At 76.7% G+C, this 25,776-nt stretch carries 19 protein-coding genes, 1 tRNA gene and 1 pseudogene; 13 read left to right on the top strand and 8 right to left on the bottom strand.

Annotated elements, in window-relative coordinates; all coding sequences use genetic code 11:
- Positions 1–11: 11 nt before the first annotated feature.
- The 3 genes from fdh to nrfD are packed head-to-tail and all read left to right on the top strand — an operon-like array spanning position 12 to position 5,488.
- The gene (gene fdh / locus AS188_RS13510; protein ID WP_147050596.1) at positions 12–3,395 is read left to right on the top strand and encodes a formate dehydrogenase; all 3,384 of its coding nucleotides are present in this window, start codon (positions 12–14) and stop codon (positions 3,393–3,395) included.
- Positions 3,396–4,400, top strand: coding sequence for a 4Fe-4S dicluster domain-containing protein (locus AS188_RS13505; RefSeq protein WP_058859280.1), 1,005 nt, complete (start codon positions 3,396–3,398; stop codon positions 4,398–4,400).
- A complete protein-coding gene (nrfD, locus tag AS188_RS13500) occupies positions 4,397–5,488 on the top strand; it encodes an NrfD/PsrC family molybdoenzyme membrane anchor subunit (RefSeq protein WP_058859279.1) in 1,092 nt (363 codons plus the stop codon). The genes AS188_RS13505 and nrfD overlap by 4 nt, the downstream gene beginning before the upstream one ends.
- Positions 5,489–5,669: 181 nt before the next feature.
- On the opposite strand, the gene selD is transcribed toward nrfD, so the two are convergent.
- Entirely contained in the window at positions 5,670–6,686 is a 1,017-nt protein-coding gene (selD, locus tag AS188_RS13495) for a selenide, water dikinase SelD (protein WP_058859278.1), read from the bottom strand.
- Positions 6,687–6,879: 193 nt separating this feature from the next.
- On the opposite strand from selD, the gene AS188_RS13490 reads away from it, so the two are divergent.
- The 3 genes from AS188_RS13490 (at position 6,880) to selB (ending at position 10,124) form a co-directional block, all read left to right on the top strand.
- Positions 6,880–6,974 (top strand) — tRNA-Sec (locus AS188_RS13490).
- 46 nt (positions 6,975–7,020) lie between these two features.
- Entirely contained in the window at positions 7,021–8,337 is a 1,317-nt protein-coding gene (selA, locus tag AS188_RS13485; RefSeq protein ID WP_058859277.1) for an L-seryl-tRNA(Sec) selenium transferase, read from the top strand.
- A 2-nt stretch (positions 8,338–8,339) separates the two neighbouring features.
- Positions 8,340–10,124, top strand: a complete 1,785-nt coding sequence (gene selB, locus AS188_RS13480; protein ID WP_058859276.1) for a selenocysteine-specific translation elongation factor — start codon at positions 8,340–8,342, stop codon at positions 10,122–10,124.
- Between the two features lie 201 nt (positions 10,125–10,325).
- Here the strand turns inward: selB and AS188_RS13475 are convergent, their stop codons facing one another.
- The 4 genes from AS188_RS13475 to AS188_RS13460 form a co-directional block, all read right to left on the bottom strand.
- Positions 10,326–10,610, bottom strand: a complete 285-nt coding sequence (locus AS188_RS13475; protein WP_058859275.1) for a hypothetical protein — start codon at positions 10,608–10,610, stop codon at positions 10,326–10,328.
- A gap of 213 nt (positions 10,611–10,823) precedes the next feature.
- A complete protein-coding gene (locus tag AS188_RS13470; protein ID WP_058859274.1) occupies positions 10,824–11,672 on the bottom strand; it encodes an SRPBCC family protein in 849 nt (282 codons plus the stop codon).
- A gap of 58 nt (positions 11,673–11,730) precedes the next feature.
- Positions 11,731–12,144, bottom strand: a complete 414-nt coding sequence (locus AS188_RS13465; RefSeq protein WP_058859273.1) for a hypothetical protein — start codon at positions 12,142–12,144, stop codon at positions 11,731–11,733.
- A gap of 159 nt (positions 12,145–12,303) precedes the next feature.
- Positions 12,304–13,005 (bottom strand): alpha/beta hydrolase family protein, encoded by a 702-nt coding sequence (locus AS188_RS13460; protein WP_236944992.1) that lies wholly within the window; start codon positions 13,003–13,005, stop codon positions 12,304–12,306.
- A 153-nt stretch (positions 13,006–13,158) separates the two neighbouring features.
- On the opposite strand from AS188_RS13460, the gene AS188_RS13455 reads away from it, so the two are divergent.
- Together AS188_RS13455 and AS188_RS13450 are read left to right on the top strand one after the other, a co-directional pair.
- Complete coding sequence (locus AS188_RS13455; RefSeq protein ID WP_058859272.1) at positions 13,159–13,791, top strand: mismatch-specific DNA-glycosylase; 633 nt, start codon at positions 13,159–13,161, stop codon at positions 13,789–13,791.
- A 34-nt stretch (positions 13,792–13,825) separates the two neighbouring features.
- On the top strand, positions 13,826–15,502 hold the full coding sequence (locus tag AS188_RS13450; RefSeq protein ID WP_058859271.1) for an amidohydrolase: 1,677 nt from the start codon (positions 13,826–13,828) through the stop codon (positions 15,500–15,502).
- Positions 15,503–15,593: 91 nt separating this feature from the next.
- Here the strand turns inward: AS188_RS13450 and zupT are convergent, their stop codons facing one another.
- Positions 15,594–16,379, bottom strand: coding sequence for a zinc transporter ZupT (gene zupT, locus AS188_RS13445; protein ID WP_058859270.1), 786 nt, complete (start codon positions 16,377–16,379; stop codon positions 15,594–15,596).
- A 128-nt stretch (positions 16,380–16,507) separates the two neighbouring features.
- Between zupT and AS188_RS13440 the strand changes: the two genes are divergently transcribed.
- The gene (locus AS188_RS13440) at positions 16,508–17,386 is read left to right on the top strand and encodes an aminoglycoside phosphotransferase family protein (protein WP_169798001.1); all 879 of its coding nucleotides are present in this window, start codon (positions 16,508–16,510) and stop codon (positions 17,384–17,386) included.
- 183 nt (positions 17,387–17,569) lie between these two features.
- Here the strand turns inward: AS188_RS13440 and AS188_RS13435 are convergent, their stop codons facing one another.
- On the bottom strand, positions 17,570–18,304 hold the full coding sequence (locus AS188_RS13435; protein WP_236944991.1) for a YoaK family protein: 735 nt from the start codon (positions 18,302–18,304) through the stop codon (positions 17,570–17,572).
- A 68-nt stretch (positions 18,305–18,372) separates the two neighbouring features.
- On the opposite strand from AS188_RS13435, the pseudogene AS188_RS13430 reads away from it, so the two are divergent.
- Both AS188_RS13430 and AS188_RS17555 read left to right on the top strand, forming a co-directional pair.
- A pseudogene (locus tag AS188_RS13430) lies at positions 18,373–20,589 on the top strand (cation-translocating P-type ATPase); the annotation flags it as partial.
- A 100-nt stretch (positions 20,590–20,689) separates the two neighbouring features.
- Complete coding sequence (locus tag AS188_RS17555) at positions 20,690–21,112, top strand: cation transporting ATPase C-terminal domain-containing protein (RefSeq protein WP_236945131.1); 423 nt, start codon at positions 20,690–20,692, stop codon at positions 21,110–21,112.
- A 12-nt stretch (positions 21,113–21,124) separates the two neighbouring features.
- On the opposite strand, the gene AS188_RS13425 is transcribed toward AS188_RS17555, so the two are convergent.
- Positions 21,125–22,714: a cation:proton antiporter family protein gene (locus AS188_RS13425; protein WP_058859268.1), complete on the bottom strand. Its 1,590-nt coding sequence runs from the start codon at positions 22,712–22,714 to the stop codon at positions 21,125–21,127.
- A 233-nt stretch (positions 22,715–22,947) separates the two neighbouring features.
- Here AS188_RS13425 and AS188_RS13420 point away from each other — a divergent pair, with 233 nt between their 5' ends.
- Positions 22,948–24,372, top strand: coding sequence for an MFS transporter (locus AS188_RS13420; protein ID WP_058859267.1), 1,425 nt, complete (start codon positions 22,948–22,950; stop codon positions 24,370–24,372).
- On the top strand, positions 24,369–25,772 hold the full coding sequence (locus AS188_RS13415) for a winged helix DNA-binding domain-containing protein (protein WP_058859266.1): 1,404 nt from the start codon (positions 24,369–24,371) through the stop codon (positions 25,770–25,772). The genes AS188_RS13420 and AS188_RS13415 overlap by 4 nt, the downstream gene beginning before the upstream one ends.
- Positions 25,773–25,776 lie beyond the last annotated feature (4 nt).

The following is a 25,776-nucleotide window of genomic DNA, read 5'->3' as shown; positions in this document are numbered from 1 at the left end:
ATGGTGAGCCCATGGCACGGTTCAGCCCCCTGGAGTGGCCGGTTCTCCGGCAGCTGCGCTCGGGCGACCTGCTGGGCCGAGGCCCGGCGGTCACCTCGGAGCGCACGCGCAGCACGGCCCCGCGCACCGCGACCGCGGACCGCGTGGTCCAGAGCGTGTGCCCCTACTGCGCGGTCGGCTGCGGCCAGCGCGTGTTCGTGCGGGACGAGAAGGTCGTCCAGATCGAGGGGGACCCGGACTCGCCGATCTCGCGCGGGCGCCTGTGCCCCAAGGGCGCGGCCAGCGAGCAGCTGGTCAACGCGCCGGGCCGGCAGACGGAGGTCCTCTACCGGGCGCCGCGGGCCACCGAGTGGCAGCGGCTCGACCTCGAGACCGCGGTCGACATGATCGCCGACCGGTTCCTGGAGGCCCGCCGCAAGGGCTGGCAGGACCGCGACGAGCAGGGACGGCTGCTGCGCCGCACGATGGGCGTGGCCTCCCTGGGCGGTGCGACGCTGGACAACGAGGAGAACTACCTCATCAAGAAGCTGTTCACCGCCGCGGGCGCCGTGCAGATCGAGAACCAGGCCCGTATTTGACACTCCGCGACGGTTCCCGGTCTGGGAGCCTCGTTCGGTCGCGGCGGCGCGACGCAGACGCTGCAGGACATGGCCAACGCCGACTGCATCGTCATCCAGGGCTCGAACATGGCCGAGTGCCACCCGGTGGGCTTCCAGTGGGTCACGGAGGCCAAGGCCCGCGGCGCGAAGGTCATCCACGTCGACCCGCGGTTCACGCGCACCTCGGCCGTGGCCGACGCCCACGTGCCCATCCGCGCGGGCTCGGACATCGTGCTGCTGGGCGCGCTGATCAACCACGTCCTCACCCACGACCTGTGGTTCGAGGAGTACGTGCGCGCCTACACCAACGCCGCCACGATCGTGCACGAGGACTTCCGCGACGCCGAGGACCTCGACGGGCTGTTCTCCGGCTTCGACCCGGAGAGCGGCCAGTACGACATGCGCTCGTGGGCCTACGCGGAGCGCGACGGCGGGCACGTCGAGGGGCCGTCGCAGGACCCCGAGCACGGGGCCGAGGCCGTCGACGAGGCGGCGGGCCACGAGCTCGGCAGCGGCGGGGCGCCGATGGAGCACGCGCGCATCGCCCGGGACGAGACCCTGGAGCACCCGCGCACGGTGTTCCAGATCCTCAAGCGCCACTACGCCCGCTACACCCCGGAGATGGTGCAGGAGGTCTGCGGCATCGGGCCGGAGGACTTCGCGATGCTCGCCCGGACGATCACGGAGAACTCCGGGCGCGAGCGCACCACGTGCTTCGCCTACGCGGTGGGCTGGACCCAGCACAGCCTGGGCTCCCAGTTCATCCGCACCGCCTCGATCCTGCAGCTGCTGCTCGGCAACATGGGCCGGCCCGGCGGGGGGATCATGGCGCTGCGCGGGCACGCCAGCATCCAGGGCTCCACCGACATCCCCACGCTGTTCAACCTGCTCCCCGGCTACCTGCCCATGCCCAGCGCCGGCACGCACGACACGCTGCAGGAGTACCTGGACGCGATCGCCTCCAAGAAGCAGAAGGGCTACTGGGCCGAGGCCGACGCCTACACGGTCAGCCTGCTCAAGGCCTGGTGGGGCGAGGCGGCGACCGCCGAGAACGACTGGGCCTACGACTACCTGCCGCGCCTGACCGGCGCGCACGGCACGTTCCAGACGCTGACCCGCATGCTCGACGACGAGGTCGACGGCTACTTCCTGCTCGGCCAGAACCCCGCGGTGGGCTCGTCCAACGGCCGGATGCAGCGCATGGCCATGTCCCACCTGAAGTGGCTGGTGGTGCGCGACCTGAACCTCATCGAGTCGGCGACCTGGTGGAAGGACGGCCCGGAGATCGCCTCGGGCGAGCTGCGCACCGAGGACATCGAGACCGAGGTGTTCTTCCTGCCCGCGGCCACGCACGTGGAGAAGTCCGGCACGTTCACCCAGACCCAGCGGCTGCTGCAGTGGCGCCACCAGGCCGTGGCCCCGCCGGGGGAGGCGCGCAGCGAGCTGCAGTTCTTCCACGAGCTCGGCCGGCGGATCCGGCAGCGCCTGGCCGGCTCGACCGACGAGCGCGACCGGCCGCTGCTGGACCTCACCTGGGACTACCCGCTCGACGAGCACGGCGAGCCGGACCCCGAGGCGGTGCTGGCCGAGATCAACGGCCACCACCTCACCGGGCCGCAGGCGGGCCGGCCGCTGTCCTCCTACACCGAGATGCGTGCCGACGGCTCGACCGCCGGCGGGTGCTGGATCTACACCGGGGTCTACGCCGACGGCGTCAACCGGGCCGCCGCGCGCACACCGGCCGCGCAGCAGGTGCCCACGGCCCCCGAGTGGGGCTGGGCGTGGCCGGCGAACCGCCGCATCCTCTACAACCGCGCCTCCGCCGACCCGCAGGGCCGGCCGTGGAGCGAGCGGAAGAAGCACGTGTGGTGGGACGAGGACCAGCGCCGCTGGGTGGGCCTGGACGTCCCGGACTTCCCGGTCGACCGTGCTCCCGGCTCCCGGCCCGACCCGGACTCCGGCGGTGCCGCGGCGCTGGCGGGCGACGACCCGTTCATCATGCAGGCCGACGGGAAGGGGTGGCTCTACGCGCCCAAGGGCGTGGTCGACGGCCCGCTGCCGACCCACTACGAGCCGCAGGAGTCCCCCGTGGACAACGCGCTCTACGCCCAGCAGCGCAGCCCCTCCCGGGTGCTGTTCGCGCGGGGGGACAACCTGAGCGCCCCGAGCGACGACGACCCGGGCGCGGAGGTCTACCCGTACGTGTTCACGACCTACCGGCTCACGGAGCACCACACGGCCGGGGGCATGAGCCGCTGGCTGCCCTACCTCTCCGAGCTCCAGCCGGAGATGTTCTGCGAGGTCTCCCCGGAGCTGGCCGCCGAGCGCGGGCTCGAGCCCTACGGCTGGGCCACGATCGTCTCGCCCCGGGCCGCGATCGAGGCGCGCGTGCTGGTCACCGAGCGGATGCGCCCGCTGACGGTGCGCGGGCGCACCGTGCACCAGATCGGGCTGCCCTACCACTGGGGCGTGGGCCGGGACGCCGTGGTCAGCGGGGACGCCGCCAACGACCTGCTCGGGCTCACGCTCGAGCCCAACGTGCAGATCCAGGACTCCAAGGCCGGCACGTGCGACATCCGTCCGGGGCGCCGCCCCCGCGGCCCCGCGCAGCGGGAGCTCGTGGAGCAGTACCAGCGGCGGGCGGGACTGACCACGGCCACGGGCAACACCCGGCTCGACGTCCCCGTGCCCGATCCCGGCGCCACCGCCGAGGAGGAGGGCGCGGCCCACGAGAACCCCGCCGGGAACGTGGACATCGCGCCGGAGCCGCCCGAGAACCCGAGGAGGGAGACCTAGATGGGCCAGCTGTCCGGTCCCACCGACCCCACCGCCGACGCCCGCTGGGAGGACCCGAGCCCGCGCAAGGGCTTCTTCACGGACACCTCGATCTGCATCGGGTGCAAGGCCTGCGAGGTCGCGTGCAAGGAGTGGAACCACAACCCGCAGGACGGGCCGCTCGAGCTGCTCGAGTCCTCCTACGACAACACCGGGTCCCTGGGTGCCAGCACCTGGCGCCACGTGGCGTTCGTCGAGCAGGACAAGGAGCGGCTCGAGGAGGCGCGCGAGTCCGGGCGGCGGCTCGTGAGCCTCGGCATGCCGCGCGTCGGTCCCCCGGAGGAGCGCGCGCAGCCGTCCGCGGGGGACACCACCCCTCCGGACACCCCGGAGTTCCGCTGGCTGATGTCCTCCGACGTCTGTAAGCACTGCACCCACGCCGGGTGCCTCGACGTGTGCCCGACCGGGGCGCTGTTCCGCACCGAGCACGGCACCGTGGTGGTCCAGGACGACGTGTGCAACGGGTGCGGCACCTGCGTGGCCGGCTGCCCGTTCGGCGTGATCGAGCGGCGCACCGACGGCACGGCCGCCCCGCGCACGGAGCGCGACGGGCAGCCGGGCACGCAGCGCAAGAGCGAGGTCAAGAACGTGGGCGTCGCCCAGAAGTGCACCCTGTGCTACGACCGCATGGTGGACGACCAGACGCCGGCGTGCGCGCAGACGTGCCCGACGACGTCCATCAAGTACGGCGAGCACGAGGACATGGTCGAGACGGCCCGGCACCGGGTCGCCGAGCTGCACGCCCAGGGGCGCACCGAGGCCCGCCTCTACGGCGCCAACGAGCTCGACGGCGTCGGCGGCACGGGGTCGGTGTTCCTGCTCCTCGACGAGCCGGAGGTCTACGGGCTGCCGCCGGACCCCCGGGTGCCGACCGCGGACCTGCCCCGGATGTACCAGCGGGCCGGTCTGGCCGCGGCCGGGCTCGTCGCAGCCGCGGCCGTCGCCTTCCTGGGAGGCGGATCGTGAGCACCTCCGTCTTCGACGGCTTCCGTCCCCCCGAGCCGCCGCGGCGCCCGCGCGGTCCCGGACGGCGGCGGGGCCGCCACCGGGCCGGCGGCGGCGACGGCTCCCGCGAGATGCCCATGGTCCCCGAGGCGCAGTTCGGCTCCTACTACGGGCGCCCGGTCGTCAAGCCCGCGCCGTGGGGGGACGAGGTCGCGGCGTACCTGTTCCTCGGCGGCGTGGCCGGCGGCTCGGCGCTGCTGGCGCTCGGCGCCCAGCTCACCGGCCGGGACGAGCTGCGCCGCAACGCCCGGCTGGGCTCGGTGACCGCGCTCGCCCTGGGCGGGGCCGCCCTGGTCGCCGACCTCGGCCGGCCGGAGCGCTTCCTGCACATGCTGCGCACGTTCAAGCCGACCTCGCCCATGAGCATGGGCACGTGGATCCTCAGCGGCTTCGGGGCCGGCATGGGCACCGCCGTCGCGGCCGAGGCCGACCGGATGACCGGGGCCCGGCTGCCTCTGGGCCCGCTGCGCCCGGTGCTGCGCGCCGTGGAGGCCCCGGCCGGCGTCGGCGCCGCGGTCCTCGCCGGTCCGCTCGCCGCCTACACCGCGGCCCTGCTCTCGGACACGGCCACGCCGACCTGGAACGCGGCCCGCGAGGACCTGGCGTTCGTCTTCGTCAGCTCGGCGGCCCTGGCCTCCGGCGGTCTGGCGATGGTCACGACCTCGGTCCCCGAGGCGGGCCCGGCCCGGCGGCTGGCCGTGCTGGGCGTGGCCGGGGAGCTGGTGGCCACGAAGCTGATGGAGCGGCGGATGGACCCGGTCGCCGCCGAGCCGCTGCACGAGGGCCGGGCCGGCACCATGCTCGCCTGGAGCGAGCGGCTGGCCGTGGCCGGCGGGCTGGGGACGCTGCTGGGCGGTCGCCGCCGCGCCGTGGCCGCGGTCTCCGGGCTGGCCCTGCTGGCGTCCTCGGCGCTGACCCGCTTCGGCGTGCTGGAGGCCGGGCTGCGCTCGGCCGAGGACCCCCGCTACACGATCGAGCCGCAGAAGGCGCGCCTGGCCGCCCGGCGCGCCGCGGGCGTCGTGGACGACGCGATCACCACCGCCGGCTGAGCCGGGCCGCGGCCGCCCCAGTGGGAGCCGCCCCGGTCGCGGTCACCCTCAGGGGAGGGCACGGTCACCCGAGCGGGGCCGTGGTCGTTGCCGTGGGCGGACCCTGCCGCGGTCGCTCCGTGCTCCGCGCCCCGGCCGTGGTCGCCCGCCGACTCCCGAGGACCGGGCCGGGCCGCCGACGTCAGCGGATCTCGAGGCCCGTTCCGGCGACCGTGTGCCCGACGACGGGGTGGCCCGGCAGCTCCCCGACGACGAGCAGCCCACCGGAGGTCTGGGCGTCGGCCAGCAGCAGGAGGTCGTCCTCGGTGACGTCGCCGCCGGTGCGCAGGTGCGGACGGACCCAGTCGAGGTTGCGGCGGGTCCCGCCGGAGACGAACCCGTCCCGCAGGGCCTGCGCCGCCCCGTCGACGAGGGGCACGGCGCGGCGGTCCAGCACGGCACCGACCCCGGAGGCCCGGCACAGCTTGTGCAGGTGGCCCAGCAGGCCGAAGCCCGTCACGTCGGTGGCGGCGCGCAGCCCGGCCGCGAGGGCGGCCTCGGCGGCGTCCCGGTTGAGCCGGGTCATGGTCGCGACGGCCTCGGGGAAGACCTCGCCGGTGCGCTTGTGCCGGTTGTTGAGCAGACCCAGGCCGATGGGCTTGGTGAGGGTCAGCGGGAGACCGGGCTCGGCGGCGTCGTTGCGCAGCAGCCGCTGCGGGTCGGCCACGCCCGTGACCGCCATGCCGTACTTGGGCTCGGGGTCGTCGACGGAGTGCCCGCCGATCACCGGGCAGCCGGCCTCCGCGGCCACGGCCAGCCCGCCGCGCAGCACCTCGGAGAGCAGCTCCATCGGCAGCACCTCGCGCGGCCAGCCCACGAGGTTGATCGCGACCACCGGACGCCCGCCCATGGCGTAGACGTCCGAGAGGGCGTTGGCCGCGGCGATCCGGCCCCAGTCGTAGGCGTCGTCGACGACCGGGGTGAAGAAGTCCGCGGTGGACAGCACGGCGAGGTCCTCGCGCACCAGCACGGCGGCGGCGTCGTCGCCGTCGTCGAGGCCCACGAGCACACGGGCGCCGGCCTGCCCGGTGAGCCCGCGCACGGCGTCCTCGAGCTCGCCCGGCGGGATCTTGCACGCGCACCCGCCGCCGTGGGCGAAGCCCGTCAGCCGGGGTGCCTCGGGGCCGGGGAGCGGGGTCTGGGTCCTGGTCTCGGTCACGGCGCCAGCCTACCGGCGGCCGGTGCCGGCGGACCGCAGGCGGTCCGCCGGTGCGCTGCCCGCCCCGGAGGTTCGCCGCAGCGGGCGCGGCAACCCCGCCGAAGCAGTCGTCGGCGCAGGCGCGTGCGGGCGGCCGGGGCCGCCCCGGACCGGGGCGCCGGTGCGCTGCCCGCCCCGGTGCTACATTGACGGCGGAGGCGTCCGGGTCCTGGTGGGCCCCCCGGTCTTCAAAACCGGTGAGGCCGAGAACCTCGGCCTGGCGGGTTCGATTCCCGTCCGCCTCCGCCAGCTTCCGCTCCCCGCGCTCCCGCGCGCCCCGCGACGAGGAGGTCCCGTGGCCCAGGACGACCCGCGGCGCTCGATCCCGCGCACGGACCAGCTGCTGGGCCTGCCCGCGGTCGAGCGGGCCCGCGAGCGCCTCGGCGAGCACGTCCTGCGGGACGTCGTCCACACCGCCCAGCAGCGGGCGCGGCGGGGCGAGATCACCCCCGGGGAGGTCGCCGCCGCGGTCGGGGCCGCCGTGGCCGCGCGGACCGCCACGGCGCTGCGCCCGGTGCTCAACGCGACCGGGGTCGTCGTGCACACCAACCTGGGCCGGGCCCCGCTGTCCGCGGCGGCGCGCGAGGCGCTCGCGGCGGCCGCGGGCTACGTCGACGTCGAGCTCGACCTGACCACCGGGGCCCGCTCCCGCCGCGGGACCGCGGCGCGGGAGGCCCTGCTCGCGGCCTGCCCGGCCGCGGAGGAGGCCCTGGTCGTCAACAACGGGGCGGCCGCGCTCGTGCTGGCCACCACGGCCCTGGCGGCCGGGCGCGAGGTCGTGGTCAGCCGCGGCGAGCTCGTGGAGATCGGGGCCGGCTTCCGGCTGCCGGAGCTGATCGCCTCCACCGGGGCCCGCCTGCGCGAGGTCGGCACGACCAACCGCACCCACCCCGAGGACTACGCCCGCGCGATCGGCCCGGACACCGGGTGCCTGCTGAAGGTCCACCCGAGCAACTTCCGGGTCGAGGGCTTCACCGCGGAGGTCGGCACGGCCGGGCTGCACGAGCTCGCCGCCGCGCACGGGGTCCCGCTCGTGGCGGACCTCGGCAGCGGCCTGCTGGTCCCGGACCCGGCGCTGCCGGGGGAGCCCGACGTGACGACCGCGCTCGAGGACGGCGCCGACGTCGTGCTCGTCAGCGGGGACAAGCTGCTCGGCGGCCCCCAGGCGGGAGTCCTGCTGGGCCGGGCCGAGACCGTCGCCCGGCTGGCGGCCCACCCGCTGGCCCGCGCGGTGCGCGCCGACAAGCTGGCCCTCGCGGCCCTCGAGGCGACCCTCGCGGGCGGCCCGCCGCCGGTGGCCCGCGCCCTGCACGCCGATCCGGAGCGGCTGCGGGCCCGGGCCGAGGAGCTCGCCGCGGCGGTGGGCGCCCCCGTCGTCGCCCACGACGGCCGCGTCGGCGGGGGCGGCGCGCCCGGGGTGCCGCTGCCCGGGTGGGCCGTGCGCCTGCCCGAGGCCGCCGCGGCCCCGCTGCGCGCCGGGGAGCCCGCGGTGCTGCCGCGCGTGCACGGCGGGGCGTGCCTGCTGGACCTGCGCTGCGTGCCCGAGGCCGACGACGCCCGGCTGCGCGCGGCCGTGCGCACGGCGCTGGCCGGGCTCGGCGGGGAGGGCTGAGCGTGCACGTCGTCGCAACGGCCGGGCACGTCGACCACGGCAAGTCCACGCTCGTGCGGGCGCTCACCGGGATGGAGCCCGACCGGTGGGCGGAGGAGCGCCGCCGCGGCCTGACCATCGACCTCGGCTACGCCTGGACGGCCCTGCCCTCGGGCCGGGACGTGGCGTTCGTGGACGTGCCCGGGCACGAGCGGTTCCTCGGCAACATGCTGGCCGGGATCGGCCCGGCCCCCGTGGTGCTCTTCGTGGTCGCCGTGGACGAGGGGTGGCAGGCGCAGTCGGAGGACCACCGGGACGCGGTGGCGGCGCTGGGGATCGAGCACGGGGTCGTGGTGCTCACCCGGGCCGACCGCGCCCCCGGACGGGCCGGCGCCGTGCGCGAGCAGGTGCGGGCGCACCTCGCGGGCACGGGGCTGCACGACGCCCCCGTGGTGACCGTCTCGGCGACGGAGGGCACGGGCCTGGAGGAGCTGCGCGCCGTGCTCGACGGCGTCCTGGACCGGGTCCCGGCCCCGCCCGCCGCGGGCCGGCTGCGCCTGTGGGTGGACCGGGCGTTCACGGTGGCCGGTGCGGGCACGGTCGTCACCGGCACGCTCGCCTCGGGGACCCTGGCGCGCGGGGACCGGCTGCAGCTGCTCGGCCGCGCCGGGGAGCGGACGGTGGGCGTCCGGAGCCTGCAGAGCCGCGGGGCCGACCGGGCGGGCCTGGAGCCGGTGGACCGGGCGGCGCTGAACCTGCGCGGGGTCGCCGCCGACGAGGTGCACCGGGGCGACGCCCTGGTCCCCCCCGGCGCCTGGCCGCTCACGGGGCTGCTGGACGTGCGCCGCACCTCGGGCCCGGCCTTCCCTGCGGTCGCCGAGCAGCTCGTGCTGCACGCCGGCACGGCGGCGGTGCCCGTCCGGCTGCGCCCGTTCGACGACGACCACGCCCGGCTGGCCCTGGACCGCCCCCTGCCGCTGGTGCTGGGGGACCGGGTGGTCCTGCGCGGCTCCGGCCAGGGCGCCGTGCTCGGCGGGGCGCAGGTGCTCGACGCCGATCCGCCGGCGCTGCGCCGACGCGGGGACCGGGGCCGCCGCGCCGATCAGCTCGCCCGCATGGACCCGTCCGGTGACGCGCTCGTCGAGGTGGTCCGGCGCGGGGCCGTGCAGCCGGCGCACCTGCGGCGGCTGGGCCTCGCCGCGGAGCGGGCGCCGGAGGGCGTGCGGGTGCTGGGGGACTGGTGGGTCCACGAGCCGGTGCTGGCGGGGTGGCGGCAGCGGCTGCGGGCGGCGGTCGAGCAGCTGCACGAGCGCGACCCGCTGGCGGCCGGCCTGTCCCGCGGCGCGGCCCGGGACCTGCTCGCCCTGCCCGACGCCGCGCTGCTGGAGCCCGTGCTCGAGGGGACCGGGCTCGAGCAGGAGGGCGGGGTGGTGCGCGTGCCGGGGCGCCGCCACGAGCTCGGCCCGCTGGAGGACGCGGCGCTGCGGCTGGAGCACAGGCTCGCGGCGGAGCCCTTCCGCGCCCCGGAGGCCGACGACCTGGCGGCGCTGCGGCTGGGCGCACGGGAGCTGGCCGCGCTCGAGCGCGCCGGCCGCGTGCTGCGGCTGGGCGACGGCATCGTCGTGCTGCCCTCGGCGCCGGCGCTGGCGATGCGCGAGCTCGCCCGGCTGCCGCAGCCCTTCACGACGAGCCAGGCGCGCCAGGCGCTGGGCACCACCCGGCGCGTGGTGATCCCGCTGCTCGAGCACCTCGACGGCCGCGGCTGGACCCGCCGGCTCGACGCCGGGCACCGGACCGTCGCACGCTGAGGCAGTGCATCGAGGGAGGGCATCGAGGCCGTGTACTGGGGTGGTGGCCTGGGGTGGTGCTCTGGGGTGGTGGCCTGGGGCAGTCTCCAGGGGCAGTGCGCTCCGGTCGGGTCCTGAGCCGGTGTGTGCGGCCGGTCAGCGCGACCGTGCGCCCGGACCGCGGCCGTGGGGGCGGCGCGGTGCGGACGCACGGCGGTCCGGTCAGCGGCCGAGCAGCCGCAGGGCCTCGCTGATCCGGTCGCGCAGCACGAGCGCCTGCTCGGGGGTCCAGGCGTCGTGGCCGATGTGCAGGACGGTGCCGTCCCGGTGGGCGTAGCTGCCGTCGCGGGAGCTGATGACCTCCCAGGTCTCGAGGAGGACGACCGGGGAGACGCCGGCGACGGACCGGGCGGGCAGCTCCCGGTAGTTGGTGACCGTGTCGGGATCGGTCCGTTCCTGGTGGGTGGCCCAGTGCGGGCGGGGGACGAGAGCCGTGTTCTCGCTCATGGGGTGCCTTTCCATGGGGGGTACTTCCATGTTGATGCATGAGAACCGGGATGGCCGTGCGGCGTGGCCGGGATCACGTCAAATCCCGGGCCGGACGTGCCGGAGGGCTCGGACCGGGTCCGCCGCGGACCGGGGCCGGGGCGCCCCGGGCGACGCGCGAGCCCCCCGCCGGGAGGACCGGCGGGGGGCTCGCGGTGCTGCTGGTGCGGCTGGTCAGCGGGGACCGGCGGGGCGGTCCCCGCCCTCGACGGGGCGGTCCGTCACGGGGTCGATCCGCTCGGTGGCGGGCTCCTCCACCGGCGACGCGGCGTCGTAGGCGGTCGGCGGCTGGGTGGCCTCGCCCGTGGAGCGCTCGCCCGGCACCGGGACCTCGCGGGAGATCTCGGTCTGCCCGGAGACCGGCGCGGCCGGCGTCTCGCGGGGGGCCTCCAGGGTGACCGGCTCGTCGTCGCCGGAGTCCTTGGCGCGGGCGGCCACGGCGGCCGCACCGGCGACGGCCGCCGCGGCGGCGGCTCCGGCGGCCACGGCCTTGCCGGAGATCCCGGCCCCGCCGTCGTCGCCCCGGGAGGCCGCGGCGTCGCGCACGTCGGGCGCACCGGGGGCGGCCCCGGGGCGGATCGCGCCGCGCCAGGCGCCGGTCGCGTAGCCCTCGTCCTCGATGAAGGCCTTGAAGCGCTCGAGGTCCTTCTCCGCGCGGGAGCCGATGACGCCCAGGGCGTCCCCGGCCTTCTCGACCGGGCCCTCCGGCTCGTACGCCAGCTCGAGGTGCACGCGCGTGCGGCCCTCGCCGGCGTCCTCGAAGGTCACGGCCCCGGCGTTGGTGGCGCCCTCCGTGGCGGCCCACGCGACCTTGCGCTCGGGGACCTGCTCGAGGATCCGCGCCTGCCACTGCCGGCGCACGCCGCCGATCTCGGCGACCCACTCCAGGCGGTCGTCCTCGAGCTGGCGGACGCTCTCGACCCCGCTCATGAAGTGCGGGAACTCCTCGAACTGCGTCCACTGGTCGTACACGGTGGCGAGGGGGACGTCGACGACGACGGTCTTCTCGACCTCGGTGCTCATGGCTTCTCCTTCGGGGTCGGGCGGACAGGGGGCGAACCGGTCGGATTCGCCAGTGTGCTTACGGTATACCCCGAGGAGGCGGCTCGGCCAGACCCGCAGGGCTCACCGCGGGCCGGTGTCCTCCTCGGGTGCCGCGTGCTCCCCGGAGCCCGGGTTCTTCCCCGGGTGCCGCGTCCTCCCCGGGCGCCGCGTCCTCCCCGGACGCCGCGTCCTCCTCCGCGCCGGCGTAGTCCTCCAGGTCGACGAGGACGGCCTGCCCGGAGTGCGTGGCGTGCAGGGCCACGGCGAGGCTCTCGAGGTCGTCGTCGTCGAGGTGCTCGGACGGCAGGTCGAGCGCGTAGCGCGTCTCCCCGTCCACCTCCAGCGGGGTGATCTGGGCGGGTCCAGCAGTGAGGTCGACCACCGTGGCGGGCGGTCCGCCGGCGTCCCCGGGGGTCTCGGAGGGTGCGCCGGTGCTGGGCGAGGTGCTCATGGGGTGCCGTCCTGGTGCTCGGGGCCCTGCAGGGCCGTCGGGGGGAGTGCGGGCCGCGGTGGCGTGCGCCGGGCCGCGGGTGCTGCGGCTCGGACTATCGTCAGAGTACTGACGGACCGTGAATCCGCAAGGGGGCACGGCCGGTCGCCGACCCCGTGCTCAGGGGCCGGCAGCGGCGGCCACGAATTCCTCGACGGCCCGGCACAGCAGGTCCGCGACGCCCTCGGCGCCGAGGGCGGCGCGACGGCCGGTGCGCAGGGCGTGGTCGGCGCCGTCCACGGGGAGCACCTCGACGCGGCCGGCGGTGTCACCGGCGGCCGCGGTGACCTCGTCGGCCGAGCCGAAGGGGTCGCGGGTGCCCTGGAGCACGAGCACGGGAACGTCGGGACCGAGCAGCTCCTCCGCCCGGCCGCGCTCCGGACGGCCGGGCGGATGGAGGGGGAAGGCCAGGCACACGACCGCGGCCGCGCCGGTGGTCCCCGCCGTGCGGCAGGCGACGCGGGCGCCGGCGCTGCGCCCACCGGCGACCACGGGGCGTCCGCCCGCCAGCTCGGCGACGCCGGGGGCGGCGGCGAGCCACCCGGCGTCGAGGGCGGCGGGACGGGGTGCGACCCGGCGGCCGGCCACCACCCACGGCTGCTCGTGGCGCACCACGGTGATCCCGTGCCCGGGCAGGCCCTCGGCGAGGGCCGTGAGGTCGGGGGCGCCGGACCCGCCGCCGGCGCCGTGGCCCAGCCACAGCACGGCGCGCGGATGCGGACGCGGCGACCCGTCGTCGTCGAGGGCGGGGGAGACGAGCAGCCGTCCGGGGCCGGCCGCGGAGGGGACGGGGACCGTCAGGGCGTCGTGGGTCTCGGGCACGGCCCCACCGTAGCCGCACGCGGGGCGGGACCCGGACGACCCTGCGGGCGCCGGACGGCCGGTGGCCGGACCCGCGGGGCCCGCGGGTGCGGAGCGCCGGCCCGGAGCAGGGGCGGTCCACGGCGCGCCGGGAGGACGGCCTAGCATGACGGCATGGCCTCCCCGCGCGCTCCCCGTCCCGGCCGGCCGTCCCGTGCGCAGCTCGAGGCGGCCCGCGGGACCACGCTCCCCGACCTGCTCGGCCCCGGTCTGCGGCTGCTGGTGTGCGGGATCAACCCGAGCCTGTGGGCCGCCGCGACGCAGGCGCACTTCGCCCGCCCCGGCAACCGGTTCTGGCCGGCGCTGCACGAGGCCCGGCTCACCGGCCACCTCGTCGACTGCTCGGCCGGGATGACCGCGGCCGACCGGGCGCACGTGGTGGCCCGCGGCATCGGGATCACCAACCTCGTGGAGCGGGCCACGGCGCGGGCGGACGAGCTGGACCCGCAGGAGTTCGTGGCGGGCCGCGAGCGCCTGGCCCGCATCGTGGCGGAGCACCGCCCGGCCGTCGTGGCGGTCGCCGGCGTGACGGCCTACCGGCACGCCTTCGCCGAGCCGAGGGCCGTGCTGGGCCCGCAGGAGCAGCTGCTGGAGGGCGCCCGGCTGTGGGCGCTGCCCAGCCCGAGCGGGCTCAACGCGCACGCGAGCCGGGCGGATCTCGCGGCGGCGTTCGCCGCGGCGGGCCGTGCGGCCGGCCTGCTGCCCGGGAGCCCGGCTGCCGGCGGCGACGGGACGACCCCCGGGTAGGATCCGCCGGGCAGGCCGGAACGGAAGGACGGACATGAACGGCACCGACAGCACGGCCGGGACCCCCCGAGGGGAGCACCCGGGCCTCCCCGACAGCGCCCCCGGCGCCGCCGCGGGCCCTCCGGGGGCCCGCGCCTTCGTCAACGGCAAGGTCTTCACGGGGACGGGGCCGGAGGACTTCGTGAGCGCCTTCGTCGTCGAGGACGGGCACTTCACGTGGACGGGCCCGGACGAGGAGGTGCCCGCGGGCCTGCCGCGCACGGACCTGGGCGGTGCGACCGTCCTGCCCGGCCTGCTCGACGTGCACACCCACCCGATGTTCATGGCGGTGCTCGCCGACAGCGTCCCGCTGTTGCCGCCGGCCGTGGGCTCGTGCGCCGACCTCGTCGCGGCGCTGCGGGCGCACCCGGCGGCCGGGGCGGACCCGGAGGCCTGGATCACCGGCTTCGGCTACGCCGAGACCCGCTGGCCGGACGGTCCGCCCACCCGGCGGGCGCTGGACGCGGTCTCGGCCGGCCAGCCCGTGCTCGTGCGCCGCGCCGACGGGCACAGCGGCGTGTGCAACTCCGCGGCCCTGCGCCTGGCGGGACTGGACCGGAACAGCCCCGACCCGGAGCACGGTCACTACGGGCGGGACGCCGACGGGGAGCTCACGGGGGAGCTCGTCGAGCTGGCGGCGGTGGAGTCCGTGGCGCGGCTGGTCCCCGAACCGGACCGGGCGGAGATGGTCCGCCGCCTCGTGGCCCTGGACCGGCACTTCCTGGCCCAGGGCATCGTGGGCCTCGTGGAGTGCTTCGGCGACTTCGCCGACGACGCGCTCGGCCTGCTCCGGGAGGCCCGGCAGCAGGGGTGGCGCCCGCGCACCGGGGTGTTCCTCGGCTGGCGGCCGGGCGGGCTGCCGGAGCTGACCGCGCAGGACCGCCGCGGCGAGATCACGGTGGCCGGCACGAAGCTCTTCCTGGACGGCGCCTTCTCGAACCGCACCGCCTGGACGGACCGGCCGTACCCCGACTCGTGCAGCCACGGGATGCGGACCTGCACCGACGAGGACCTGCTGGCGGCGGTCGCGTGGGCGCGCCGCAACGGCGTGCAGGTGGCCGTCCACGCCATGGGGGACCGGGCGGTCGGGCACGTGGTCGAGCTGCTGGGGGACCTCGAGCCGTGGATGGGCGAGCACCCGTCGGTGCGGATCGAGCACGCGACCCTCGTGCCCGCCCCGGTGCTGCAGCGGATGGCCACCGCGCGGATGGTCTTCGGTGTGGTCAGCCACAGCATCTTCTTCTACGCCGAGCACGACGCGTACGACGCCGCCCTCGCACCGGACCAGCGGGAGCACGCCTACCCCCTCCGGTCCCTCCACGAGCGGCTGCGGCACGCGGCGCTGGCCTCCGACGCGCCGACCACCGCGTGGGCCCGCGCGGACGACGTCTTCCTCTCGGTGGCCGCGGCGGTGCGCCGCCGGGACCACGGGGGCGGGGACTTCGGGCGGCGGGAGTGCCTCAGCGTCGGGCAGGCGCTCGAGCTCTACACGGGCCGTGCGGCCGCGGTCGCCGCGCTGCCCGGGCTCGGGAGCATCCGCCCGGGCCACGAGGCGAGCTTCGTGGTCCCGGACCGGGACCCGTTCACCGTGGCGGAGGAGGAGCTGGCGGGGATCGGGATCAGCAGGACCTGGTGGCGCGGCCGGCTCGTCCACGACCGGGGGCCCGCCTGACCCGGGGTGGTCGTCCGCGGAGCCGCCCGAACCGGCGTCGCCTCCCGGGCGCCCGCCCGCACCGGGCCCGGTGCCCGGGGCACCGCACCGGTCAGAGGAACAGCAGCAGGCTCAGCGCCATGACCCCCATGCCGGCGACCAGACCGTAGATCGACAGGTGGTGCTCGCCGTACTCCCGGGCCGTGGGCAGGAGCTTGTCCAGGGAGACGAACACCATGATCCCCGCGACGCCGGCGAAGACGACCCCGAAGACGGTGTCGGTCATGAACGGGCGCAGCAGCAGGTAGCCGAGGATCCCGCCCACCGGCTCGGCCAGGCCGGAGAGGAACGACCACTGGAAGGCTTTCCGCCGGCTGCCGGTGGCGTGGTGGATCGGCACCGACACGGCCACCCCCTCCGGGACGTTGTGCAGGGCGATCGCCACGACCACGGGGATCGCCAGGGAGGGCTCCTGCATCGCCACGACGAAGGTCGCGAACCCCTCGGGGAAGTTGTGCAGGGCGATCGCCAGGGCCGTCATCGTGCCCATGCGCATCAGCCGGCGGCTGCGCCCGTCGTCGTCGTGCGGGTACTCGTGCGGGTTCGCGCGGGCGGGCACGAGCCGGTCGATCACCGCGATCAGCAGGATCCCGCCGAAGAATCCGCCCACCGTGGCCCACGCACCCGCGCGGGCGCCGAGCACCGCCACGAGCGAGTCCTGCGCCTTGACGAAGATCTCGACGAGCGACACGTAGATCATCACGCCCGCGGAGAAGCCCAGACTGACCGAGAGGAACTTGGCGTCCGTGCGGCGGGTGGTCAGGGCGAGGAGGCTGCCGGCGCCCGTGGCCAGCCCCGCGAACAGCGTGAGCGCGGAGGCGAACAGGAAGTCGTTCACGGGCGGGCTGTCCTCGTTCCTCCGCTGGGCTGGGCGCTCGCAGTCTAGCGAATGCCGCGCGCCGGTCCGGCCCCGCGCCGCTCGCGGTCCCCGGGACGCGAACGCGGCACGGGGCCACAATGGTCGGTGTGACGCACGAGACCGGAAGACCCGCCGCGGACGGCACCCGGGCCGCCCGCGCCGTGGAGGTCGCCGCTGCCCGCCGCTCCGCGTGGCAGCTCCTCCCGGACGGTCCGCCCGTGCCCGACGACGACGCCCTCGTCCAGCCCGTCCGCACCGAGGCGGGGGAGCCGGCGCAGCTGCGCGTCCTGCGGCCGCGGCCCGGCGACGGGCACGACCACCTGGCGCTGCGGCAGTGGAACGGCCGGGGCACCGTGCGGCTGCTGCGCGCCGACCCGGCCGCGGGCGTGCTGCTGGTCGAGCGGACCCGGGACCGGGACCTGGGGTCGCTGCGCGGGGACGAGGCGTGCCGGGTGCTCGGGGAGCTCGTGGCCGGACTGGCCCGGCCGCCGCGCCCGCCGTTCCCGCCGCTGTCGGCGTTCGCGGCGGAGTGGTCGGCGCGCCTGGAGGACGGCACGGAGCTCGACGCCCGCTTCCCCCGCCGGTTCCGGCTCCAGGCGGCGACCGCGCTGCGACGGCTGCGACGCGATCTCCTGGACACCGCGCTGCTGCCCGGGGACCTGGTTCCCGCCGCCGTTCGCGCGGCGGACCGGGCCCCGTGGCTGGCCGTGCGGGCCCGCCCCCGGCTGGCCACCGTCGAGTGGGCGCTCGTGCCCGGTCTGTGGCCGCCCGGGGACGATCCCCGCGGACCGCGACCCGGGGAGCTGGCGGACCGGGCGGAGGCGCTCGCGCTCGCGGCGGGCGCCGACCCCGACCGGGTGCGCGCGTGGGCGGTCGTGCGGGTGGCGGTGGCCGCCGCGGAGCAGGCCGGGCGGTCCGGCGAGGAGCCGGTCCGGGAGCTCGGGCGGCTCGTGCGGCTGGCGAAGGCGCTCCAGCCCGGGGTGTGAGCGCCTGCGGGCCCGGGGGAAGGCTCGGGGGCCCGTGCCGGGGCCACGCCGGGCCGGGGGAAGGCTCGGGGGCCCGTGCCGGGGCCACGCCGGGCTCGGGCATGGACGCCCGGGCCCGTGCCCGGCCGGTGCGGGCGGCCGGGTCCCTGCCGGGAGGAGACGGCCGCGCGGTGCGCCGCGGCCTCAGGCGCGGGACGGACGCGGCGGGCGCGGCCGGCGCAGACCCAGGTCGGCGGCGAGGGGGCGCCACGCCGCCACGAGCAGCGTCAGGGCCGTGGGCACGAGCACCGGGAACCCCACGGCGAGGTAGCCGAGCGCACCCAGCACCCCGCCGGCGAAGAACAGGCCCACGAGCGCGGCGAGCAGCCGCAGCTTGGCCGCGTCTCCGGTCACGGGGTCCGAGGCCGGGAGCCGGTTGCGGTAGGCGAACTTGCCGAGCTCGATGCCGATGTCGGTGATCATCCCCGTCACGTGCGTGGTGCGGATGGTGGCCCCGGAGATCTTGGTGATCACGGCGTTCTGCAGTCCCATCGTGAAGGCGAGCACCGGGATGAACAGCAGGTCGCGGTGGGCCCACGTCAGCGACTCGGCGAGCAGGCCGAACAGGAGCATGAGCAGCCCCTCGAGCAGCAGCACGTTGGCGAGGCGGCTGTGCAGCCGACGCCGCCGGGCCCAGTTGAACATCAGGGCGCAGCAGGCGGCCCCGGCCGTGAAGGCGACCAGGGCGAGCAGCCCCGCGAGCACCAGGCGGAGGTCGCCCAGCACGAGGTGGTCGGCGACCATGGCGGTCAGCCCGGTCATGTGGGACGTGTAGACGGCCACCGCGACGAAGCCCACCGAGTTGAGCACGCCCGCCACGAGGGCCAGCAGGTAGGCGAGGTGCCGGTTGAGTGCGGGCGTGCGGCGGGGCCCCGCCACGTTGAGCAGGTAGCGGTCGATCCGGACCCTTATGCCCGCGAGCCTACCGCCGGGCCGCCGGAGGGCCGGTGACGCGCTGCGCGGCGGGTGGCGGGCGTGGGGCGGGACGGCGCCCACGGCGGGACGGCGTCCCGGCGGTGCGACGCCCGGCCCCGGCCGTGGGCGCGGCCACGGCACGGGCGGGGGACGGGCCGGGGGCACGACGGCCGCCCCCGGCGCACAATGGGGACGTGGCTGTCGAGACCGGTCCCCGCGTCCCCGATCCCTCCCTCCGCCCGGCGCACGAGGTGCTCGCGGAGCTGGGCACGGACCCCGAGCGCGGCCTGAGCGGCGCCGAGGCGGCGGCCCGGCTCGCCCGCTACGGTCCCAACGAGCTGCGCCCCGTGCCGCCCGTGCCGCTGTGGCGGCGCCTGCTCGCACGCTTCCGCGATCCTCTGGTGATCCTGCTGCTGGTCGCGATCGTCGTCTCCCTGGGCGCGTGGGCGGTCGAGGGCGCGCGGGGGCTGCCCGTGGACGCGCTCGTGATCGCGGTGGTGGTGCTGCTCAACGCCGTGCTGGGGCTCGTGCAGGAGGTCCGGGCGGAGGACGCCGTGGCCGCCCTGGCGGAGCTGACCGCGGCGAGCTCCACCGTGCTGCGCGACGGCCGGCTCACGACCGTCCCCTCGGCGGAGCTGGTCCCGGGGGACCTCCTGGTCCTGGCCGAGGGGGACGCGGTGGGCGCGGACGCCCGCCTGCTCAGCGCGGCGGCGCTGCGGGTGCAGGAGGCCTCCCTCACCGGCGAGTCGGAGGCGGAGCTGAAGGACCCCGCGGTCCTGGCCGCCCCGGCGGTGCTGGGCGACCGCACCGACATGGTCTACAGGGGCACGGCCGTGGCCCAGGGCGTGGGACGGGCGGTCGTGACGGGCACGGGTCCGGCCACCGAGATGGGCGCCATCGCGGACATGCTCGAGCGCACCCGCGCCGAGGAGACCCCGCTGCAGAAGGAGATCGCGGCGGTCTCCCGGTCGCTGGGCCTGCTCGTGGTGGCGGTGGCCGTCGTCGTCATGGTCGCGGTGGTGCTCGTGCACGGGGTCTCGGGGCCCGGGGACCTCGTGACCGTGCTGCTGCTCGGGGTGTCGCTGGCCGTGGCGGCGGTGCCCGAGGGGCTGCCCGCCATCCTCTCGCTCGTGCTGGCGCTGGGGGTGCGGGCGATGGCGCGGCGCAACGCGGTGCTCAAGGACCTGCACTCGGTCGAGGCCCTCGGCGCCGCCTCCGTGATCTGCTCCGACAAGACGGGGACGCTCACCCGCAACGAGATGACGCTCACGCGCGTCGTGACGGCCTCCGGGACGGCGGCGCTGTCGGGGACCGGCTACGGGCCCGAGGGCGGTGCGAGGGTCGTGTCCGGCGCGCACGCCCCGGTCCTGGCGGAGGCGCGGGCGGTGCTCGTCGGCGGGGCCCGGGCCAACAACGCCCAGCTCGACGGCTCGGGCGGGCAGTGGACGGCCCAGGGGGACCCCACCGAGGCGGCGTTCCTGGCCGCGCTGCCGAAGCTGCCGGGCGCCGCCGACGCGGCGGCGGGCTTCAGCCGGCTCGCCGAGGTCCCCTTCACCTCCGAGCGGCGGATGATGTCGGTCGTGGACGAGGAGACCGGAACCGGTGAGCGCCGGCTGTTCACGAAGGGCGCCCCGGACGAGCTGCTCGCCCGGTGCAGCGGCGTGCTGGTCGGGGACGCGGTCGAACCCCTCGACGCGGCGCGGCGCGCGGCGGCGGCAGGGGCGGCCGAGGCCCTCTCGGCCGAGGCGTTCCGGGTGCTGGCCGTGGCGGCGCGGTGCCTGCCCGGCACGGGGGAGGAGGCCCCGGCAGGATCGGGCGTGCTCGACGCCCCGGCCGGGGACGGCCTCGAGCACGACCTCGTCTGGCTGGGCGCGGCGGGGATCATCGACCCGCCGCGGGAGGAGGCCGGGGCCGCCGTCGCCCGGGCGCGCGCCGCCGGGGTGCGCACCGTCATGATCACCGGCGACCACCCCGCGACGGCGGGCCGGATCGCGGCCGACCTCGGGATCGCACCGCCCGGCGGACCCGTGCTCACCGGCGCGCAGCTCGACGCCCTGACCGACGAGGAGCTCGTGGCGGCGGCACGCGGCACCGCCGTCTTCGCCCGGGTGGCTCCGGCGCACAAGCTGCGCATCGTCGCGGCCCTGCAGGCGGACGGCCACGTGGTGGCGATGACCGGTGACGGCGTCAACGACGCGCCGGCGCTCAAGGCCGCCGACATCGGTGTGGCCATGGGCATCACGGGCACGGAGGTGACCAAGCAGGCCGGACGGATGGTGCTGGGCGACGACGACTACGCGACGATCGTGGCCGCCGAGGCGCCCCGGGGACCGGATACTCGACCGGGCGATGTGGCTTCGGGTCGGCCGGGTCGGGCTGGTCATGGCGGGGGCCGCGCTGCTCACCCTGGACGTGCTGCTGCCGGGCGGGCTCGTGGCGGGCCACGAGTCGCTCGAGCTGTCCCGCACCGCGTCCTTCACCACGCTGGTGCTGGCGCAGCTGTTCAACGCCCTGAACTCCCGCTCCGGGACCAGCAGCGCGTTCCACCGGCTGTTCACGAACCGGTGGCTGTGGGCGGCGCTGCTGCTCGGTGCCGGGCTGCAGGTGCTGGTGGTGCACCTGCCGCCGCTGCAGGCGGCCTTCGGCACGCGTCCCCTCGAACCGGCCCACTGGGTGCTGGCCGTCGGCGCGGCCTCGCTGGTGCTGTGGACGGAGGAGCTCGCGAAGCTCCTCCGGCGGGTGCGGGTCCGGGAGCCGGCCGCGGGGTGCTGAGCGGGCGCCTGCTCAGCCGTCGGCGTCCCGCTCGCCCAGGGACTCGAGCGTCTCGGAGGCCAGGGCGATGCCGGCGCCGCTGTAGAGGTTGAACACGGTGCGCACGCCGCGGGCCCGCAGCTCCTGCACCTCGTCGTCGTACTGGGCCACGGCCGCGACGGCGCCGGAGAAGCCGCCGGCCGTCAGCTGCTCGAGGGCCACGAGGTTGGAGCCGTGGAAGGGCATGGCCAGCACGGCGATGCGCACGTGACCGGTCGCGATCACGCGCTCCCAGAACTCCTGGTCGGTGGCGTCGGCCTCCTGCACGTCGAGGCCGGCCGCGCACAGCCGCTCCACCCGGTCCGTGGAGTTCTCGATGCCGACGACCGTGTAGCCGTGCTCCTCGGCGAACTCCCGGTAGGCGGCCTGGCCGACCCGGCCCATGCCGAGCACGAGCACCTCGGCGTGGCCGATGTCGATGGGCCGGTCCTCGGGGTGCAGCCGGTGGTCCGGGTGCTCGGGCAGCCACCGGACGAGCCGGCCGGTCAGGGCCGAGCCGCGCCGGTTGACGAGCGTGGAGACCACGAAGCTGAGGGCGACCGCCACGGAGAGCATCACGAGCCAGTCCTCGACCAGCATCCCGGTGGAGACGCCGATGGCGCCGACGATCAGCGCGAACTCCGAGTAGTTGGCCAGGGCCAGGCCGGCGCGCAGGGAGGTGCGCCGGCGCAGGCCGAAGGCCCACAGCAGCCACACGAACAGCAGGGCCTGGACGGGCAGCAGGGCCAGCAGCGCCGCGCCCATGAGGACCATCTCGGTGGTCGGCATGCCGTGGAAGCCGATCGAGACGAAGAAGGCGACGAGCAGCAGGTCCTTCACGGTGAACAGCCGCCGGGACAGCTCGCTCGCGTTCGGGTGCGAGGCCAGCAGCGCGCCGACGAGCAGGGCGCCGAGGTCCCCCTTGAGCCCGACCGCGGTGAAGGCGATGTAGCCGGGCACCAGGGCCATGACGATCCCGAACAGGGCCTGCAGCTCGCCGTGGCCGAGCCGCTCCCACACCCGCCGGAACAGCCACGCGCCCGGCAGCAGGAGCAGCAGCGCGAACGCCCAGGGGCTCGGCGGGTGCCCGCTCGTCGCCGTGATGAACGCGACGGCGGCGACGTCCTGGATGACGAGGATGCCGATCGCGACCCGTCCGTAGAGGGAGGTCGTCTCGCTGCGCTCCTCGAGCACCTTGAACACCAGCACGGTCGAGGAGAAGGACAGGGCGAAGCCGGCCAGCAGCAGCGCCCGGGCCGTGTCCCCGGGGAGCTCGAGGTGCACCAGGGCGAGCAGGCCGAGGAAGCCGGCGGCGAGCGCCGAGCTGAGCACCATGTGGATCCCCGCGGTGCCCCACACCTCCTTGCGGAGCAGGGAGCGGACGTCCAGCTTCAGGCCGATGCCGAACAGCATGAGGGTCACCCCGACGTCGGCGGCGCGGTCCAGGCCCGGCATCTCGGGGGTGCCCATGGCGTTGAGCACGAAGCCCGCGGCGAGGAAGCCGATCAGCGGGGGCAGCCGCACCGCGGCGGCGAGGGCGCCGGCCGCGAAGACGACGACGAGGTACAGGGCGACCGTGGACACAGGGAGCTCCCTCGCCGGGCGGGACAGGAACCGGGCCAGTCTACGGTCCGGGTGCGTGCCGGTGGCCCTCGTCGAGGCTCGGTGACGCGGCCGCACCGTCGTCGGGGCGCATCGCGGCCGCTGCGTGCGTGCCCCTAGAGTTGGGGCAGGAACTGGGAGCAGCACAACGGGGTCCGCGGAACCGGGGTGCGGACGAGCCGGGCGCGCAGCGGCGCCACGGGAAGGACCGGAGCATGCACGAGACCCCGCGGCCCGGCGGCGCCCGCGTCCGCACCCGGGCCGAGCGCCTGGACGGCCTGCCCTTCACCACGCAGCACCGCCGGCTGCTCGTCGGCTCGGGGGTGGGCTGGGCGCTGGACGCGATGGACGTGGGCCTGGTCTCGTTCGTCATGGCCGCGCTCGCCCAGCAGTGGGGGCTGGGCTCGGGCGAGCTGTCGCTGCTGGCCTCGATCGGGTTCGTGGGGATGGCGGTCGGTGCGAGCCTGGGCGGGCTGCTGGCCGACCGGCTCGGGCGCCGGCAGGTGTTCGCACTGACCCTGCTCGTGTACGGCCTGGCCACGGGGGCCTCGTCGCTGGCGGGGTCCGTGGCCGTGCTGATCGTGCTGCGCTTCGTCGTGGGCCTGGGTCTCGGTGCGGAGCTGCCCGTGGCCTCCACGCTGGTGGCGGAGTACGCACCGCGCCGGATCCGCGGGCGGGTCGTGGTGTGGCTCGAGTCGTTCTGGGCGGTGGGCTGGATCCTGGCCGCCCTGGTCGGCTACTTCGTGGTGCCGGCCTCCCCGGACGGCTGGCGCTGGGCGCTGGTGATCGGGCTGGTCCCCGCGGTGTGGGCCGTCGTCGTGCGGTGGAGCCTCCCGGAGTCGGTGCGCTTCCTCGAGAGGACCGGGCGCACGGAGGAGGCGGAGGCGGCCGTCCGGCTGTTCGAGCAGGCGCGCCCGGTGGCCTGGCGCGGAACGGCACGGTCCCGCGGCCGGGACCGCGGCACCGTGGACTCCGGTGCGCCGGAGCCCGGCGCGTCGGCCCTGCCCGGGGCGGATCGGCCCTCGGCCGAGGCGGGGATCTGGGGGCCGGCCCTGCGCGGGCGGACCGCCGCGCTGTGGACGGTGTGGTTCTGCATCAACTTCGCCTACTACGGGGCGTTCACCTGGCTGCCGACGCTGCTGGTGCAGCAGGGGTTCACCCTCACCCGCTCCTTCGGCTACGTCCTGGTCATCACCCTGGCGCAGCTGCCCGGCTACGCGGCGGCGGCCTGGCTGATCGAGGTCTGGGGACGGCGGCTCACGCTGGCGTCCTTCCTGGGCGGTTCGGCCGCGAGCGCGCTGCTGTTCGGCATCGCCTCGATGGGCACGGTCGTGCAGCCCTGGCAGGTGATCGCCTCCGGGATGGCGCTGTCCTTCTTCAACCTCGGCGCCTGGGGAGCGCTCTACGCGATCGGCCCGGAGCTCTACCCGACGGCGGTGCGCGGCACGGGCACCGGCGCGGCGGCCGCCTTCGGACGCATCGCGTCGATCCTGGCGCCGCTGTCGGTGCCCCCGCTGCTGGTCCTGGGCGGCGAGCAGTACGACCTCATCGTGGTGTTCGCCGCGTTCGGCGCGGCGTTCCTCGTGGCGGCGGCGGCGGCGTTCGCCCTGCCCGAGCAGCGCGGCAAGGCCCTCGGATGACCGCCGGGGACGCCGTGGACGCCGGGGATGCGGTGGGCCCCGCCGAGCCCGACCTGCCCGTCCTCACCGACCGGGAGATCGGCCTGGCCCGGCTGCTCGCGCACGGGCTGGCGGAGCCCGGACAGCTCTCTCCGGACGAGGTCGTCCGGAGGCTCGGCGCGGTGCAGGCCCAGGACCTGCCAGGCGCTCTCGTCTCGGTGGGGCTGCGCCGGTCCGGCGGCTCCGCCGGGGTGCGGGAGGCCTTCGACGACGCCCGGATCGTCCGCACCTGGCCGATGCGCGGGACGCTGCACCTCGTCCCGGGCGAGGAGCTGCGCGCGTGGCTGGCCGTGCTCGGGCCGCGGACCGAGGCCTCCACGGCGGCGCGGCGCCGGGACCTGGGCATCGCCGAGCGCCTGGAGCCGGCGCGCGAGGCCGCACTCGGCGCCCTGCAGCACGGGCCGCAACCGCGGGAGCGGCTGCACGCCGCGTGGGAGGAGGCCGGGCTGCTGGGCGTCCCGGGCCTCGCCTACCACCTCATGCTCGCGCTGCACCTGGACGCGACGCTGTGCTTCGGCCCGCTCACGGGCGACGGACGGGACCAGCTCGTCGTGCCCGTGGAGCAGTGGCTCCCGCCCGGAGGGAACGGCCCGGAGCCGGAGGAGCCCGCAGGCACATCGAGGCCGGCCGGGATGATCCCCGCCCCGGACCAGGGCCCTGTCGGGACGGCCTCAGCGCGGGGGCCGGGCGCGACGGGGACGAGCTCAGCACCACGGCCGGACGCTGCGGGCCGGTCCACGACGGGAGCGTTTCCCGCGGTGACGCCGCCCGCCGCGGAGGTGCCTCCCGTCGTCGTGCGCTGGATCCGCCGGTACCTGCGCAGCCACGGTCCCGTCGCCGTGGAGGAGGCGGCCCGGTGGGCGGCCCTGCCCCGGGCCACCGTGCGCGCCGCGGCGGCCGTGATCGACGACGTCGTCGCCGTCCGGGACCGCCGGGGGCGGCTGCTGTGGTGCGCCCCCGAGGTCCTCGCGGCGCTGCCCGGAAGCACGCGGCGCGCCTCGCGGGTGCTCCTGCTGCCGCCCTTCGACGAGTTCGTCCTCGGCTACGGGGACCGTTCCCACGTGCTGGCCCCGGCCCACGCGCGCCGGATCGTGCCCGGGGGCAACGGAGTGTTCCGCCCGACGGTCGTGGCCGGCGGGCGGATCGCGGGGACGTGGTCGCGACGGCGCCGGGCGACGGGCGACGAACTGCTCCTCGAGCCCTTCGGGACCCTCTCCGAGACCCGCCGACGTGCTGCGCAGCGGGCGTTCGACCGAGTGCCCGTGCCACCGTCCCTGCGGCACGACGGGCATTCGGACGGAGCCGGTATCGATCAGGGGTCCACCGTCCGTGGCTCGTCCCACGGCCCGCCGCTAGGGTGAACGC

This window comes from Kocuria flava, from assembly GCF_001482365.1.
Classification (GTDB): Bacteria; Actinomycetota; Actinomycetes; order Actinomycetales; family Micrococcaceae; genus Kocuria; species Kocuria flava.
This window is presented reverse-complemented; position numbering and strand designations above follow the sequence as displayed.

Excerpts from the sequence above, each read along its gene's own strand:
- AS188_RS13505 (WP_058859280.1), top strand. The coding sequence starts at position 3,396 with ATGGGCCAGCTGTCCGGTCCCACCGACCCCACCGCCGACGCCCGCTGG.
- AS188_RS13475 (WP_058859275.1), bottom strand. The coding sequence starts at position 10,610 with ATGAGCGAGAACACGGCTCTCGTCCCCCGCCCGCACTGGGCCACCCAC.
- AS188_RS13470 (WP_058859274.1), bottom strand. The coding sequence starts at position 11,672 with ATGAGCACCGAGGTCGAGAAGACCGTCGTCGTCGACGTCCCCCTCGCC.
- AS188_RS13465 (WP_058859273.1), bottom strand. The coding sequence starts at position 12,144 with ATGAGCACCTCGCCCAGCACCGGCGCACCCTCCGAGACCCCCGGGGAC.
- AS188_RS13455 (WP_058859272.1), top strand. The coding sequence starts at position 13,159 with ATGGCCTCCCCGCGCGCTCCCCGTCCCGGCCGGCCGTCCCGTGCGCAG.
- AS188_RS13450 (WP_058859271.1), top strand. The coding sequence starts at position 13,826 with ATGAACGGCACCGACAGCACGGCCGGGACCCCCCGAGGGGAGCACCCG.
- AS188_RS17555 (WP_236945131.1), top strand. The coding sequence starts at position 20,690 with ATGTGGCTTCGGGTCGGCCGGGTCGGGCTGGTCATGGCGGGGGCCGCG.
- AS188_RS13420 (WP_058859267.1), top strand. The coding sequence starts at position 22,948 with ATGCACGAGACCCCGCGGCCCGGCGGCGCCCGCGTCCGCACCCGGGCC.
- AS188_RS13415 (WP_058859266.1), top strand. The coding sequence starts at position 24,369 with ATGACCGCCGGGGACGCCGTGGACGCCGGGGATGCGGTGGGCCCCGCC.